This window comes from Phyllobacterium sp. LjRoot231 (assembly GCF_964253365.1).
Lineage (GTDB): Bacteria > Pseudomonadota > Alphaproteobacteria > Rhizobiales > Rhizobiaceae > Phyllobacterium.
The window spans coordinates 1,949,583-1,962,742 of the sequence record NZ_CAXUQT020000001.1 but is presented as its reverse complement, the minus strand read 5'-3'; the positions used below and the strand labels follow the sequence as shown (position 1 = coordinate 1,962,742).

Genomic DNA, 13,160 nt, shown 5'->3' with positions numbered 1-13,160 from the left:
ATCCAAAGACACCGGATTAAACGAATCTGAAACCGATGATTTCGTAAGACCGGGCACCACCGGGTGCGATGACTTCGATAGTCTCGCCTTCGCTCTTGCCGATCAGCGCACGCGCGATCGGCGAGGAAATGGAGATACGGCCAGCCTTGGGATCAGCTTCCTGATCGCCGACAATCTGATACACCTTTTTCTCTTCGGTATCCTCATCGATCAGATGGATTGTCGCGCCAAATTTGATCTTGCTGCCCGACAGCTTCGAAATATCGATGATTTCTGCGCGGGCCGTATAATCTTCCAGCTCGCCGACCCGGCCTTCATTGTGGCTCTGGGCTTCCTTGGCGGCATGATATTCGGCGTTTTCCGAAAGGTCGCCATGGGCGCGCGCTTCCGAAATCGCCTGAATGATACGTGGACGTTCTTCCTGCTGGCGCCAGCGCAATTCCTCCTTGAGCTTGTCGAATCCAGCCTGAGTCATCGGGACCTTTTCCATGCCCTCTCCTTTCGTAGTCAATGTCGAAGGGCGATCGATCGATGCCCCTCGACACAAAAAGAAAACGGTCGCCGAAGCACAAGACTCCGGAACCGTTCAGTCATTCGTACCTTAATATAGCACCGTTTCCGGCGATTTCACGCAGAAAGTGGAAAATGTCGCACGAGCGGAATTTGTGCCGGCAAATTAGCGCCGATGGCCGGACCATTCACACCACTGTGAGACGACCGGCTTGAGGGATGTGTGCAAAATGCTGCATCACTCGATCGAGCGAAGGAGGATCGTCGCCAATGAAACGAACAGCGAGCGTTGTATCCGCAACCTTATATGCCGTGCTGCTGGCCTTTGCTCCGACTGCTTCTGCCAAGGATTACAAAACTGAAACGGTGACCCTCTCTGCTGAAACGATTGCAGATGGACTTGATCATCCGTGGGGCCTCGCCTTCCTTCCTGATGGCGCACTCCTGGTGACGGAGCGCGGTGGTACGATACGTATCGTCAAGGATGGCAAGGTATCGAAGCCAGTTGCCAATGTTCCCAAGGTCGTCGTCAAGGGCGAAGGCGGTTTGCTTGATGTCGCGCTTGCAGCGGATTTCGCCAAGAGCGGAACGATCTATTTCAGCTACTCTGAACCACGCCCAAATGGCGCCGGCACGGCAATGGCGCGTGCCAGGCTCGTTCGCAATGGAGACGGCGCCGAGCTCGACAATGTATCGGTTCTGCTCTCCGTCAAGAAAAGCACCACGAAATCCGCGCATTTCGGTTCACGCATCCTTGTGGCACCAGACGGAAAGCTGTTCGTTACGATCGGTGACCAAGGCACCATGCAGCGCTCACAGGATTTCAAGGACGAGGCAGGTTCTGTCCTTCGCATCAATGCCGATGGCACCATCCCGGCGGACAATCCATTCGCTGACGGCAAGAAAGGCCTGCCTGAAATTTGGTCCAAGGGCCACCGCAATCCCCAAGGCGCGGTTTGGGATCCGGTTACCCGCTCGCTATTGACAATCGAACACGGCGCCAAGGGCGGCGACGAAATCAATGAGCCTCAGGCGGGTAAGAATTACGGTTGGCCGGTCATAACCTACGGCGTGGACTATTCGGGCGCGAAAATCGGCAAGGGCACCCATGCAAAAGGTTATGAACAGCCGCTATACTATTGGGACCCTTCGATCGCTCCCTCCGGGCTCGCGGTATATGAAGGATCAATGTTTCCCGAATGGAAGGGCGACCTCCTGGCTGGTGCTCTCAAGTCTCAGATGCTCGTCCGCCTGGACCGCGACGAAAAGGGCGCCATAAAAGGCGAAGAACGTATGCTGAAGGGCGAGTTCGGACGCATTCGCGATGTGCGCGTAGCGTCTGATGGTTCGATTTACCTTCTCACCGACGAAAGCGACGGGAAAATCATCCGGCTGACACGCGCATAACGCTTCGACCACCCCTTGCCGCCATGAACCGCAATCGGTAGAGAGCAATCGATGATGCGGATCTTGGATGACCGCTCCATTTCGCGGGATTCTCATGACGCACGGACGTGCCAATACTTTACTGCTTTTCGCCGGAGCGATCTGGGGCTTTGGCTTCGTCGCCCAGTCCAGCGCGATGGGCAGCGTCGGGCCGTTCATGTTTGTCACCCTGCGCTTTTTCCTCGCCGCCCTGACCATCATACCCCTCGCCTTTCGCGAAGCGAAGGCTGCACCGGCAAAACTCACACGCGCGGACTATTACGGGTTTTTCTTCATCGGCGTCCTGCTCTTTTCCGGAGCCGCGCTGCAGCAGGTCGGCATGCAGACCACGTCCGTAACGAACGCCGGGTTTCTGACTGGCTTGTATGTTGTTATGGTGCCGTTTCTTGCCGTCATTCTGTTTTGGCAGTGGCCGCATCCGGTTGTCTGGCCTTGCGCTTTGACGGCACTTACTGGCATTTATCTGCTATCCGGCGGACGTCTGGAAGGGCTGACCGTTGGTGATTGGCTCATCGTCGCCTGCGCGATATTCTGGGCACTGCAGATCATTTTTATCAACCGCATCGGCATGAGAAGCGGCAGGCCGATCATGTTGTCGTTTGTTCAGTTCATGGTCTGCGGCATGCTTGGGCTTGTGGCGACATTGTCGATCGAGCGCACTGAACTCTTCTCGATCGTTGCAGCCGCCCCCGAAATCCTCTTTGCCGGCGTGATCGCATCCGGCGTCGGCTTCACACTCCAGGCGGTTGGACAGCGCTTCACTACGGCTCCGCAGGCAGCAATCATGCTGTCCTCCGAGGCGCTTTTTGCAGCGCTTTTCGGCGCAATATTGTTGGGTGAGCGCATGTCACTTCAGGGCGTGACAGGTTGCGCCCTCATCTTCATGGCGATGATTGCCGTCGAACTGATACCCGCTTTGCGCAGCCGAGCTACCCTCAGGCCTTGAAGATCAGCGTCGCGCCGCCGGCTATCAATGCGAAACCGGCTACGTGCTGCCACGTGAAGGATTCCTTCAGGTAAAAGACCGAGAACAGGCTGAAAACAACCAGCGTGATGACTTCCTGCATGGTCTTGAGTTCAGCCGTCGAATAGACCGTGTGTCCAATACGGTTTGCCGGCACGGCGAGCCAATACTCGGCCAATGCGATGCCCCAACTGATGAAAACCACGGGCGTGAGTGACGCAGTCGGATATTTCAAATGGCCATACCAGGCGAAGGTCATGAACACATTCGACGCGATAAGAAATACAATCGGTGTGATTGAGGGTGAAAGCCAGGTTGGCATAATGGTTCTTTCGGGAGGAAGTAGAGACTTTATGCGGCCATTCCAGATGAACCGCTGATTGCAGCAAAATCAAGCCGCTTCAAGGAAAAATGGCGCCACATTTCCGACGCACACCTTAAGATGGTGCTGACCTTTCCTTTACAATTTTCCTCTATTTTTACGTGCATATGCCTGCGTAACGGGCGAAGGGGATGTGGTGACATGAGTATTGCGTTGTCGTCCGCCGCGCGTTTCAGGCGCCTTTCGATCGTGCTTGTCCTTTTCACGTCCACGGCGCTGAGTGGTTGCGGTATGGGCGATGTGCGGCGACCCATGGCGGATGTCGGCAGCGCGGACACGTCGGTGGCCAGCCAATCGCTTGCAAGCGAAGAAAACACGCAGGTCGCCACCGAGGAAACCCAGCCTCTATCCACCCCGCAGTCGGGCGAATTCGCCGCGCAAGAGCCCGAGGTGCCATCTGTACCCAACGCCAGCCAGCAGCCGGATGCAATTGTCGTGCCGGACGCCGCGCAGGTCGCGGAGCCGAAACCCTACTCTTTGCCGGAATCCGAGCCGGCCTCCGACGATGCCGAAAGCTACGGCTATCCGGGTGGTATCCGCGATCCCATTGCGCGCAGCGAAAGCGCGTTTGCCATGTCAGGCAGCGAGATTGCCTGCTGTACTCAGCTTAAACAACTTGGCGTTGTGTTTCAGGAACGGCAACCAATCAATGATAGCGGCGTCTGCCGGATCGACCATCCGCTGACCGTCAGTGGATTTTCCAGCGGGCGCATCAGGCTGAAGCCGAGTGCCACGCTGAATTGCCAGATGGCACTCGCCTTCGCGCGCTGGGTCAAAGGCGATCTCGTGCCCTCCACCCGTATGCGCTATCTTTCCGGTGTCAACACGATCCATCAGGCTTCGAGCTACTCCTGCCGGACAATGAGCAATCAGCGCGGAAGAAGCATGTCTGAACATTCCAAGGGCAATGCACTCGATATTGACAAGATCACGCTCAACAATGGCAAGGATATCCTGGTGCAGAAGCCCGGCTGGTTCTCATTCCGCCAGCGCGGGCTGTTGAATACTGTCCGCTCGGATGCCTGCGATTATTTCACCACGGTTCTCGGCCCTGGCTATGACAGGTTTCACCGCACGCATTTCCATTTTGATCTGATGCAACGCCGTAGCGGACACCGCGCCTGCCGCTGACGCCGCCTTTACCCTCCCCCTTGTGGGGAGGGTGGCGAAGCGGGCACCTTTGACCCTTCCTAAATCCAACTTTTATGGCGCTCTAGTGCTCAACGGGGTTGTCGGCCTCCACCCGGCCAAAATATTCCCAGATGGTGACGACGATAAGAATGCCGCTGGTCAGGGCACCAAGCAGTAATGGCGACAATGCCGCAGCAAAGAAAGCAAGGATCGCGCACAATCCCAGGCCAATCATATGAGACAGTGGCGGCCTTCCTGCGATATAAAACTTGAACAGCAGGTTACCGGTCAGATAGAGCGCCGTACCACCAATTGACGTCCAGATCGTTGCAGCGTCCGAATGCCCCGTCGGATGCGCGAGAACGAGTTCATCCGACACCGCAACGACGATAATACCTGCGACAAGCAGAATGTGCACATAAGTATAGGCAACGCGGGCGATTTTGCCGGGATCATCGGTCGCCGCAATCTTGTGATGGGCAGCCGATTGTCCGACGTTGAAGTAAACGAGCCACATGGCAACAGACGCAACGAAAGTCGTCAGAAATGCGGAAAACGAGATGAAATTCCATTCCTGATCCGTGAAAGTGGCCCCAGAAACAAGGATTGACTCTCCAAGCGCGATAATGATGAACAGCGCAGCCCGCTCGGCCATGTGATTGCCATCCACGTCCCAATCTTCTGTCGAAGATGCGCCAAGAGCGGGGGTCCAGAAGCCAAAGGCAGGTCCGAGCAGTTCAATTCCCAGTGCAATCGCCCAAAGGAAAAGCCGGCTCTCCGGTTCGACGAAACCGCCGGCGATCCAGAACGAGCCCGACACGGCGAGCCAGATCGTGATCCGCAGGAAATTCCGGTAATTGGACTGGTTGTGCTGCCGCAGCGCCCAGATCATGAATATTGATCGGCCAAGTTGCATGAAGACGAAAGCGCAAGCGAACACCAATCCGCGGGCCCCGAAGGCCGTCGGAATCGACGTCGAAAGTACAAGCCCGGCGAGCATCAGCACGAACAGCATGATTCGTACCGGCGGTGTTGCCGGGTCGAGCCAATTGGTGCACCACATCGTGTAGACCCAGACCCACCAGATCGCTGCAAGGATCAATGCACTCTCGATGAGACCTTTGAGGCTCAGATCGTGCAGGAGCAAGTGCGATATCTGCGTGATGGCGAAGACGAATACGAGATCGAAAAAGAGTTCGACGAAGTCGACTTTCGCGCTGTCCGCTTCATCGCGCTTGCGAGAGTAGTCTTGAATTGCTCCGAAAAAAGCCACGTTTTTGCCCCAATTTTTCATGCGATTTTTGCTCAAAATGGAATGCTTTTTACCAAAAATGAAATGCTTTTCTCCTGAAGCGGCGCAGGAACTGATCGACAGTTAACTGCATCGGAATGAAAGTGTCATCCAGGGACGACCTAAAACAGGGGGAAAGTCGAGCTGAAAAGTTCTCAGCTGAGAACTTATTCCTATTTAAGCTCCGGACAAACAGCCCTTGCCAATGTCTTTTCTGACCCTGTTCAATGTGGTGATCCGCAAAATTACAGGATGAAGAAAATGGCTTTCATGGACCGCTATCCGATTATAGTTCGGCGGAAGATCAGTCTGCTTCCATCGCCTTCATGACGCCCGATCATCCCTCCGCACCACCCGGTTCCGAGAGCTTCAGCGGAACAGGCATGTGTTTTGAATTGCAGGTAGAGGACGCCAGGGCAACGTTTGAAAAGATCAGCGCTACTGGTCTGAAAATCGAATATCCGCTGACGGACGAGCCTTTCGGTCAGCGCCGTTTCGGGTTTCATGATCCCTCCGGCCTGTGGATCGACATCGTTGAACAGATCGAATCCGAGGCCGGTTTCTGGGGCAAGTACATGATCGGCAGCCAGCTTTAACGCTCTCCTGGCACCGGCGTCGGCTTGCCTTCCTTGTCGAGGGCAACCATGACGAAATCCGCATGGGTGACGCGTTCCATCAAATCCGACAGGTAACGTTGCGCCCAGGCTTCGACTTTCAAGGTGATTGAAGTCCGGCCGACATGATCGATGTGGGTATAAACGCAGAGTGTATCGCCGATCTTTACCGGCTTGGCGAAGGACATTTCCTTGACTGCAGCCGTTACAACCCGGCCTCGTGCGCGCTCTGCCGCCCTGATACCGCAGGACAAATCCATCTGTGCCATGACCCAGCCGCCGAAAATATCGCCCGCCGCGTTGGCATCCGCCGGCATTGCGAGAGTACGCAGGGTCAGTTCGCCGAGCGGCTTCGTCTCTTCGGTCAATTGATATCTCCATCGATCATTGCAGATTTGCCGCATGATGCGGTGCAGCAGCCGATTTGAAAAGGGGCCACCGCAAGAACTGTCGGAAACCCGACAGACCGGGTCGTTGCGCGGTTTCGGCATTGCACATGCTCTGGCCTAGTCTGATCGGGTTAGCGAGCGTCCGGAGGGATCATGAAAATCACCGATGTCAAAACCTTCGTGGTCGGCAATCCCCCGCCATCCTTTGGTGGCACCTGGTTCCTCTTCGTCAAGCTCACTACCGATTCCGGCGTTGTCGGCTATGGCGAGGCCTACAACTCAACCATCAGCCCGCAAGTGATGCGCAAGGTAATCGAAGATGTGGCCGAGCGCTGGCTCATCGGCGAGGATCCCCATCACATCGAACGATTTTTCCGCCGTGCCTATTCCGGCGGCTTTACCCAGCGTCCGGATGTAACGATCATGGGTGCGGTGTCGGCGCTCGAAATGGCCTGTTGGGATATCATTGGCAAGGAAGCGGACAAGCCGGTCTATGAGCTCCTCGGCGGCAAGGTGCATGAACGGCTGCGCAGCTACACATACATTTATCCCAAGCCGGAACTTGGCGAGACATCCGCCATCTACTGGAATGCTGAAGCGTCAGCGGAGCGGGCGGCCGAATATGTTGCGCAAGGCTATACTGCAGTGAAGTTCGATCCGGTCGCGCCTTATACTTCATTCGATCCGCGTCAGCTGTCCCTCGAACAACTCGATTTGGGTGAAAAATTCGCGCGGCTGATCCGCGAAGCCGTCGGTTCCAAGGCTGATCTCCTGTTCGGCACCCATGGCCAAATGACCCCAACCAGCGCCGTACGCTTGGCGAAACGGCTGGAGCCCTACGATCCCCTGTGGCTGGAAGAGCCGGTCCCGCCGGATATGCCGGAGAATATGGGTTATGTGCAGCAGCACACCTCCATCCCGATCGCATCAGGGGAACGGTTGACGACGAAATATGAGTTTCAGCGCCTGCTGGTGAATCGTGCCGCCAATATCTTGCAGATGAACCTCGGCCGCGTCGGCGGCATCCTGGAGGCCAAGAAAATCGCCGGAATGGCAGAAACTTTTCACGCCCAGATCGCACCGCATCTCTATTGCGGCCCGATTGTCGGTGCGGCGAATATCCAGATATCGACGTGCAGCCCGAACTTTCTCATTCTCGAATGTATCCAGGCCTTTGGCGGTTTCCATGCCGACATTCTGAAAAAACCGATCCAATGGGAAGATGGATATGTCATTCCGTCAACAGACCCCGGCCTCGGCGTGGAGTTGAACGAGGAGGTCGCTGCAGCCAATGCCTATAAGGGACATGAACTCCATCTCAATATGGGTCGTGATCCGTTGATTGTCTGAAGCCGCAGCTGTTGGAAAATTGTCTCGTCCCCAAGCTATCGTATGGGCGGGATACACATGTTGAGAATAAATCACACGAAGAGGCCGTTCCGCGACACAAATTTTTATCGCACAAGGGCGCATTGGGACATGATTCCGCTATATTTTTCAGGCGAATACGTTCAATTATCAATTTATATCCATTCCTTTGAAAGTTCCGTTCGTGCCAATCCATATCGAGCTTGTCGGTAGCATCGCTGCCGCGATCACAACCCTGTGCTGGATTCCCCAGATCATAAAGATTGTCCGGCACCGCCAGACGGACAGTATTTCGCTCGTAACCAACATTTCGCTGGCGCTCGGAGTTCTGCTCTGGCTGTTTTACGGGATGATGATCAGTTCATGGCCGGTCATGGTAGCAAATGGGGTAACCCTCCTGCTTATTCTTACAATCCTCGGCCTTAAACTCCGCTACGGCTGAGAACCATCCGGCGTCTGCCATTTCAGATTGAGCGAGAAACCCGAAAATACAATTGCGAGTGCGTTTCGCTTCCTGCGCGATATCGCCATGTTGAAACAAGTCTCAGTTTCAACAGGTAAATTCCGGCTGGATGCACGCTATATTTCAAATCAAATTGACGGAGGAGGAAGCTGCTCCTGGAGCTCATGACAAACGCTATCGGTTTCGCAACAAGTATCTGAATATTGTTCGCGACGCGCTGGGTGATTGGATCATATATTATCAGCCGGCGCCTCGGGCCGGCACGCGTGTTATCGGATCTACTGGATATTTTGCGACCGCGCGCATCACTTCAATACGCCCTTTAGCGAACAGTCCTGAATATTCCGAAGCATCGCTCGAACAATATCTGGAACTTGAAGAGGCAGTGCCGTTTAGCATTACCGACCTGCAGTTTGAGAACAAATTCTACTTCGAAAAGAGCATGGTCCAGTCGGATGGCAGAATGAACTCGCATACAATCCAGCAGCAAGTTCGCGCTCTCTCCAACGAGGAGTATACAAAGATCGAGAGAGCCGGTTTTAGAAAAAACTGGATCAACGAAGAAGCGCGGGTAATGGCGGCGCCTCCCTATGGTTTTGCCGAAGACCCACCCGAATCCGTCGAGCGCGACCGAATCCTCACATCCCGAGCCTTCCGGGATCGCGTCTTCCGGCAACTCGTCGGCAAAGCTTATAATATGAGATGTGCAATGACAGGCATATCGATGCAGGCGCCTGACGGCAGTTTTGAAATCGAATGCGCTCACATCAAACCCATAGAACATTTCGGTCCAGACTCCATCAACAACGGCATGGCGCTTTTCCAATCAGTTCACTGGATGTTCGACAATGGGCTGATTTCCATAGGCCCGGACTACAAAATTCTGAAATCGTCCCGCTGTAATGAACCCAAAATCGGCGTCCTGATCAACGAATCAGGAAAGATTACTCTTCCAAAAAATAGCAGCCATTTCCCCCATCCCGAGTTTCTGCGCTACCATCGCGAGCATATATTCCTCCCATAAATCTGCATTGCTCATGACAGCCTCCTGTCAGGAGCAATCCGGCAAATCCAGTTTTCATCACTCGGGTCTTTCCATTTTGCCGGACTCCCACCATATTCAACCTATGGTTAAATCTCCTGACAGATATAACGCCGACGGTTTCGGCGAAGCGCCGCAACCTGAGCTGGAAGGCACTCCGCTTTCCGGCTCAATCAGTGATTGGGCGAAGCAGATCACTGAGGAGACAGCGAAAGCTCCACCGAAGGTAGCCAAGGCAAAGAAGCCGGGAAACAAAGAGGCGAACGCATCGCGTACGTCGCGCGGCACCTCAATCGGTGGGTCGACCGACCCGAAGACGCGTGCTGCAGCGGGTCTCAATCCGGTGGCCGGACTCGATATCAATCTGGAAGACGCAGGCAGCATCATGCCCGGCGGCGCCACAGCGACAGTCGCTGCTCTCTCCGCCCTGATCGAGAGCGGCAATCCGCTGTTCAAGAATGGAACGGCGTGGCAGCCGCATCGGCCGGCGCGTCCGGAGAAATCTGAAGGCGGCATCGCCATTCAGATGGAAACTGAGTTCAAACCTTCAGGCGATCAGCCGACAGCCATCAACGATCTCGTTTCCGGCATAAAGGATCATGATCAGACCCAGGTTTTGCTCGGTGTCACTGGTTCTGGCAAGACCTTCACCATGGCGAAGGTGATCGAGGAAACCCAGCGTCCTGCCCTGATTTTGGCGCCGAACAAAACATTGGCGGCTCAGTTGTACGGCGAGTTCAAATCCTTCTTTCCGAATAATGCAGTGGAGTATTTCGTTTCCTACTACGATTACTACCAGCCGGAAGCCTATGTACCGCGCTCTGATACCTATATCGAGAAGGAATCCTCGGTCAACGAACAGATCGACCGGATGCGCCACTCCGCCACCCGCTCCCTGCTTGAGCGTGACGATGTGATTATCGTTGCGTCGGTTTCCTGCATTTACGGTATTGGTTCGGTCGAAACTTATACGGCAATGACCTTCGAAATGAAGATCGGTGATCGTCTGGATCAGCGGGCCTTGCTCGCCGATCTGGTGGCGCAGCAATACAAGCGTCGCGAGATGGATTTCACCCGCGGTTCGTTCCGCGTGCGCGGCGATACGATCGAACTCTTTCCTGCCCACCTGGAAGACCGCGCTTGGCGCATTTCCATGTTCGGTGACGAGATCGAGGCGATCACTGAGTTCGACCCGCTTACTGGGCAGAAGACCGGCGACCTGCGTTCGGTCAAGATCTACGCGAATTCGCATTATGTGACGCCGCGCCCGACACTTAATCAGGCTATCAAATCAATAAAGGAAGAGCTGAAACATCGCCTTGTCGAATTGAACGCTGCCGGGCGTCTGCTTGAAGCACAACGGCTTGAACAGCGCTGCACCTTTGACCTTGAAATGCTGGAAGCGACTGGCTCCTGCGCTGGCATCGAGAATTATTCGCGCTATTTGACTGGCCGAAAACCAGGTGAGCCGCCGCCCACTTTGTTTGAATATATTCCTGATAATGCACTGGTTTTTATCGACGAGAGCCATGTGACGGTTCCGCAGATCGGCGCGATGTACAAGGGCGACTTTCGCCGCAAGGCAACACTGGCCGAATATGGTTTTCGCCTGCCCTCCTGCATGGACAACCGTCCGCTGCGATTCGAGGAATGGGATGCCATGCGCCCGCAGACCGTTGCGGTCTCGGCAACACCCAGCAAATGGGAAATGGAAGAGTCGGGCGGTGTCTTCGCCGAGCAGGTCATTCGCCCAACCGGGCTGATCGATCCACCAGTCGAAGTACGTCCGGCCAAATCGCAGGTTGACGACGTTCTGGGCGAAATCCGCGAAACGTCCGCTAAGGGCTACCGGACTCTCGTGACGGTTCTGACCAAGCGTATGGCGGAAGATCTGACCGAATATCTGCACGAACAGGGTATCCGCGTCCGCTATATGCATTCGGACATCGACACGCTGGAGCGTATCGAGATATTGCGCGATCTGCGCCTCGGCGCTTTCGATGTGCTCGTCGGCATCAATCTGCTGCGCGAGGGTCTGGATATTCCGGAATGCGGCTTTGTCGCTATTCTCGATGCGGACAAGGAAGGTTTTCTTCGCTCGGAAACTTCATTGATCCAGACGATTGGCCGCGCAGCGCGTAATATCGACGGCAAGGTCATTCTCTATGCGGATCAGATCACCGGCTCGATGGAGCGGGCCATGGCGGAAACAAACCGTCGCCGTGAAAAGCAGGAAGCTTACAACATCGAACACGGCATCACGCCCGCCAGTATCAAGAAAAACATCGGCGACATTCTCAACAGCGTCTATGAACGCGATCACGTTCGCGCGGATATTTCCGACTTCACCGATTCCGGCGCAATGATGGGCAACAATCTCAAGGCTCATCTCGAACATTTGATGAAGCAGATGCGAGATGCCGCAGACGATCTCGATTTCGAAGTCGCCGCTCGGTTGCGCGACGAGATCAAGCGTTTGCGCGAGATGGAACTGGCTATTTCAGACGATCCGATGGCGCGAGAAGTCGAAATGGAAAGCCCGGTTACAGGACGCACCAAAGGAAGGCACAATGCCGGCCGTGCCATGCATCGCGTCGTGACAGATCAAAACGACAAGGATTCTGCGCTGTTTCGCAAACCACACCTTGACGAGATGGGCGGCGACACGACCCGTCCCCTCGGGCCGGGGGTGTTCCGCAAGAACTCACTTGACGAGATGACCGTTGGCCGGACTGAAAAGCCGGTGATTGGTACGGTTCCGGAAAAGCCCGCTTTCACCGGCACGAACCGCAACGATCAAACGATCATTCGCCGCGAACGAACTGGCGCGGGTTCCTATGAAGATTCAGGCGATCGCAAGAAACGTCGCCCAGGGAAAACGGGACGTCCGGGACGGTAATTACGAATTATTCTCCCGGCTCGTCCGATCCAAAGAAAGCCTGGCCCGCGTCTAAAATTTCGTCAGCAAATTCGGGGTCATCCACGGCCCGGGATAAAACAACGGCGCCAACAAGTCCCGCCATCGTGGCGAGGGCTTTTTGGCGCTTCCTGGCTTTGGATCGCCCTGGAACCAAATCCGACAATATCTCAAGCAGCCTTTTCGTACCTTCGGTAAAGCGCGTCTGCACCGCCCCGCCTTGCCGCGCAATATCGGGTGCCAGCAATGCCATCGTACAACTGTTTGCCAGATCGCCCTTGTGGTTCTTGGCAAGGTAGGACGATGTGATCGCGGCGAGCGCAGGTTCCGGACCTTCCTGCGCATAAGACGACCATTTCTCTGCTGACCGCTTCATTGCGGCATCGCAGGATTCGGCAATGAGATCGTCTTTCGATGCGAAATGACCATAAAAACCGCCATGGGTAAGGCCGGCATTCTTCATCACATCGGCAACACCAATTCCGTCAAAACCTTTCTGACGAAATTGTTGGCTCGCAACTTCAATGATCCGGGCGCGGTTTTCCGCTGCCTGATCCTTGCTGACACGCATTTGCGGTCCCCTTCAAAACAACTATTGACAATTTATATGACGATCGTCATGAATAGTCAAATATGATGACCA

12 protein-coding genes and 1 pseudogene are annotated in these 13,160 nt (G+C 55.1%); 8 read left to right on the top strand and 5 right to left on the bottom strand.

Translation table 11 applies throughout. The features are described 5' to 3' along the window. Positions 1-16 precede the first annotated feature (16 nt). The gene (gene greA, locus ACSQ3H_RS09655) at positions 17-490 is read right to left on the bottom strand and encodes a transcription elongation factor GreA (protein WP_436116853.1); all 474 of its coding nucleotides are present in this window, start codon (positions 488-490) and stop codon (positions 17-19) included. Positions 491-780: 290 nt separating this feature from the next. Between greA and ACSQ3H_RS09650 the strand changes: the two genes are divergently transcribed. Together ACSQ3H_RS09650 and ACSQ3H_RS09645 are read left to right on the top strand one after the other, a co-directional pair. Beyond that, positions 781-1,917, top strand: a complete 1,137-nt coding sequence (locus ACSQ3H_RS09650; protein ID WP_436116852.1) for a PQQ-dependent sugar dehydrogenase — start codon at positions 781-783, stop codon at positions 1,915-1,917. A 67-nt stretch (positions 1,918-1,984) separates the two neighbouring features. Next, the gene (locus ACSQ3H_RS09645; protein ID WP_436116851.1) at positions 1,985-2,902 is read left to right on the top strand and encodes a DMT family transporter; all 918 of its coding nucleotides are present in this window, start codon (positions 1,985-1,987) and stop codon (positions 2,900-2,902) included. Here the strand turns inward: ACSQ3H_RS09645 and ACSQ3H_RS09640 are convergent. Then, the gene (locus tag ACSQ3H_RS09640; protein WP_436116850.1) at positions 2,892-3,242 is read right to left on the bottom strand and encodes a DMT family protein; all 351 of its coding nucleotides are present in this window, start codon (positions 3,240-3,242) and stop codon (positions 2,892-2,894) included. The two genes, ACSQ3H_RS09645 and ACSQ3H_RS09640, sit on opposite strands and share 11 nt — an antisense overlap. Before the next feature lie 201 nt (positions 3,243-3,443). On the opposite strand from ACSQ3H_RS09640, the gene ACSQ3H_RS09635 reads away from it, so the two are divergent. Then, positions 3,444-4,433 (top strand): extensin family protein, encoded by a 990-nt coding sequence (locus tag ACSQ3H_RS09635; RefSeq protein WP_436116849.1) that lies wholly within the window; start codon positions 3,444-3,446, stop codon positions 4,431-4,433. Positions 4,434-4,515: 82 nt separating this feature from the next. Here ACSQ3H_RS09635 and ACSQ3H_RS09630 read toward each other — a convergent pair whose 3' ends face one another. Next, positions 4,516-5,727 carry a low temperature requirement protein A gene (locus tag ACSQ3H_RS09630; RefSeq protein ID WP_436116848.1) on the bottom strand — a complete coding sequence of 404 codons (1,212 nt, stop codon included), beginning with the start codon at positions 5,725-5,727 and terminating at the stop codon, positions 4,516-4,518. A 302-nt stretch (positions 5,728-6,029) separates the two neighbouring features. On the opposite strand from ACSQ3H_RS09630, the pseudogene ACSQ3H_RS09625 reads away from it, so the two are divergent. Next, positions 6,030-6,320, top strand: a pseudogene (locus ACSQ3H_RS09625) (VOC family protein); the annotation flags it as partial. On the opposite strand, the gene ACSQ3H_RS09620 reads toward ACSQ3H_RS09625, so the two are convergent. After that, positions 6,317-6,655, bottom strand: coding sequence for an acyl-CoA thioesterase (locus tag ACSQ3H_RS09620; protein ID WP_436119400.1), 339 nt, complete (start codon positions 6,653-6,655; stop codon positions 6,317-6,319). The pseudogene ACSQ3H_RS09625 and the gene ACSQ3H_RS09620 overlap by 4 nt on opposite strands. Positions 6,656-6,880: 225 nt before the next feature. Between ACSQ3H_RS09620 and ACSQ3H_RS09615 the strand changes: the two genes are divergently transcribed. The 4 genes from ACSQ3H_RS09615 (at position 6,881) to uvrB (ending at position 12,499) form a co-directional block, all read left to right on the top strand. After that, positions 6,881-8,077 carry a mandelate racemase/muconate lactonizing enzyme family protein gene (locus ACSQ3H_RS09615; RefSeq protein WP_436116847.1) on the top strand — a complete coding sequence of 399 codons (1,197 nt, stop codon included), beginning with the start codon at positions 6,881-6,883 and terminating at the stop codon, positions 8,075-8,077. Positions 8,078-8,279: 202 nt separating this feature from the next. Beyond that, a complete protein-coding gene (locus ACSQ3H_RS09610) occupies positions 8,280-8,537 on the top strand; it encodes a SemiSWEET family sugar transporter (protein ID WP_436116846.1) in 258 nt (85 codons plus the stop codon). A 154-nt stretch (positions 8,538-8,691) separates the two neighbouring features. Further along, on the top strand, positions 8,692-9,582 hold the full coding sequence (locus tag ACSQ3H_RS09605) for an HNH endonuclease (protein ID WP_436116845.1): 891 nt from the start codon (positions 8,692-8,694) through the stop codon (positions 9,580-9,582). A gap of 103 nt (positions 9,583-9,685) precedes the next feature. Continuing rightward, a complete protein-coding gene (gene uvrB, locus ACSQ3H_RS09600) occupies positions 9,686-12,499 on the top strand; it encodes an excinuclease ABC subunit UvrB (protein WP_436116844.1) in 2,814 nt (937 codons plus the stop codon). Positions 12,500-12,506: 7 nt separating this feature from the next. On the opposite strand, the gene ACSQ3H_RS09595 is transcribed toward uvrB, so the two are convergent. Continuing rightward, positions 12,507-13,088 carry a TetR/AcrR family transcriptional regulator gene (locus tag ACSQ3H_RS09595; protein ID WP_436116843.1) on the bottom strand — a complete coding sequence of 194 codons (582 nt, stop codon included), beginning with the start codon at positions 13,086-13,088 and terminating at the stop codon, positions 12,507-12,509. Positions 13,089-13,160: the final 72 nt, after the last annotated feature.

Coding starts and splice junctions, on each gene's coding strand:
- greA (WP_436116853.1), bottom strand. CDS start 490: ATGGAAAAGGTCCCGATGACTCAGGCTGGATTCGACAAGCTCAAGGAG.
- ACSQ3H_RS09650 (WP_436116852.1), top strand. CDS start 781: ATGAAACGAACAGCGAGCGTTGTATCCGCAACCTTATATGCCGTGCTG.
- ACSQ3H_RS09645 (WP_436116851.1), top strand. CDS start 1,985: ATGACCGCTCCATTTCGCGGGATTCTCATGACGCACGGACGTGCCAAT.
- ACSQ3H_RS09640 (WP_436116850.1), bottom strand. CDS start 3,242: ATGCCAACCTGGCTTTCACCCTCAATCACACCGATTGTATTTCTTATC.
- ACSQ3H_RS09635 (WP_436116849.1), top strand. CDS start 3,444: ATGAGTATTGCGTTGTCGTCCGCCGCGCGTTTCAGGCGCCTTTCGATC.
- ACSQ3H_RS09630 (WP_436116848.1), bottom strand. CDS start 5,727: ATGAAAAATTGGGGCAAAAACGTGGCTTTTTTCGGAGCAATTCAAGAC.
- ACSQ3H_RS09620 (WP_436119400.1), bottom strand. CDS start 6,655: ATGCCGGCGGATGCCAACGCGGCGGGCGATATTTTCGGCGGCTGGGTC.
- ACSQ3H_RS09615 (WP_436116847.1), top strand. CDS start 6,881: ATGAAAATCACCGATGTCAAAACCTTCGTGGTCGGCAATCCCCCGCCA.
- uvrB (WP_436116844.1), top strand. CDS start 9,686: ATGGTTAAATCTCCTGACAGATATAACGCCGACGGTTTCGGCGAAGCG.
- ACSQ3H_RS09595 (WP_436116843.1), bottom strand. CDS start 13,088: ATGCGTGTCAGCAAGGATCAGGCAGCGGAAAACCGCGCCCGGATCATT.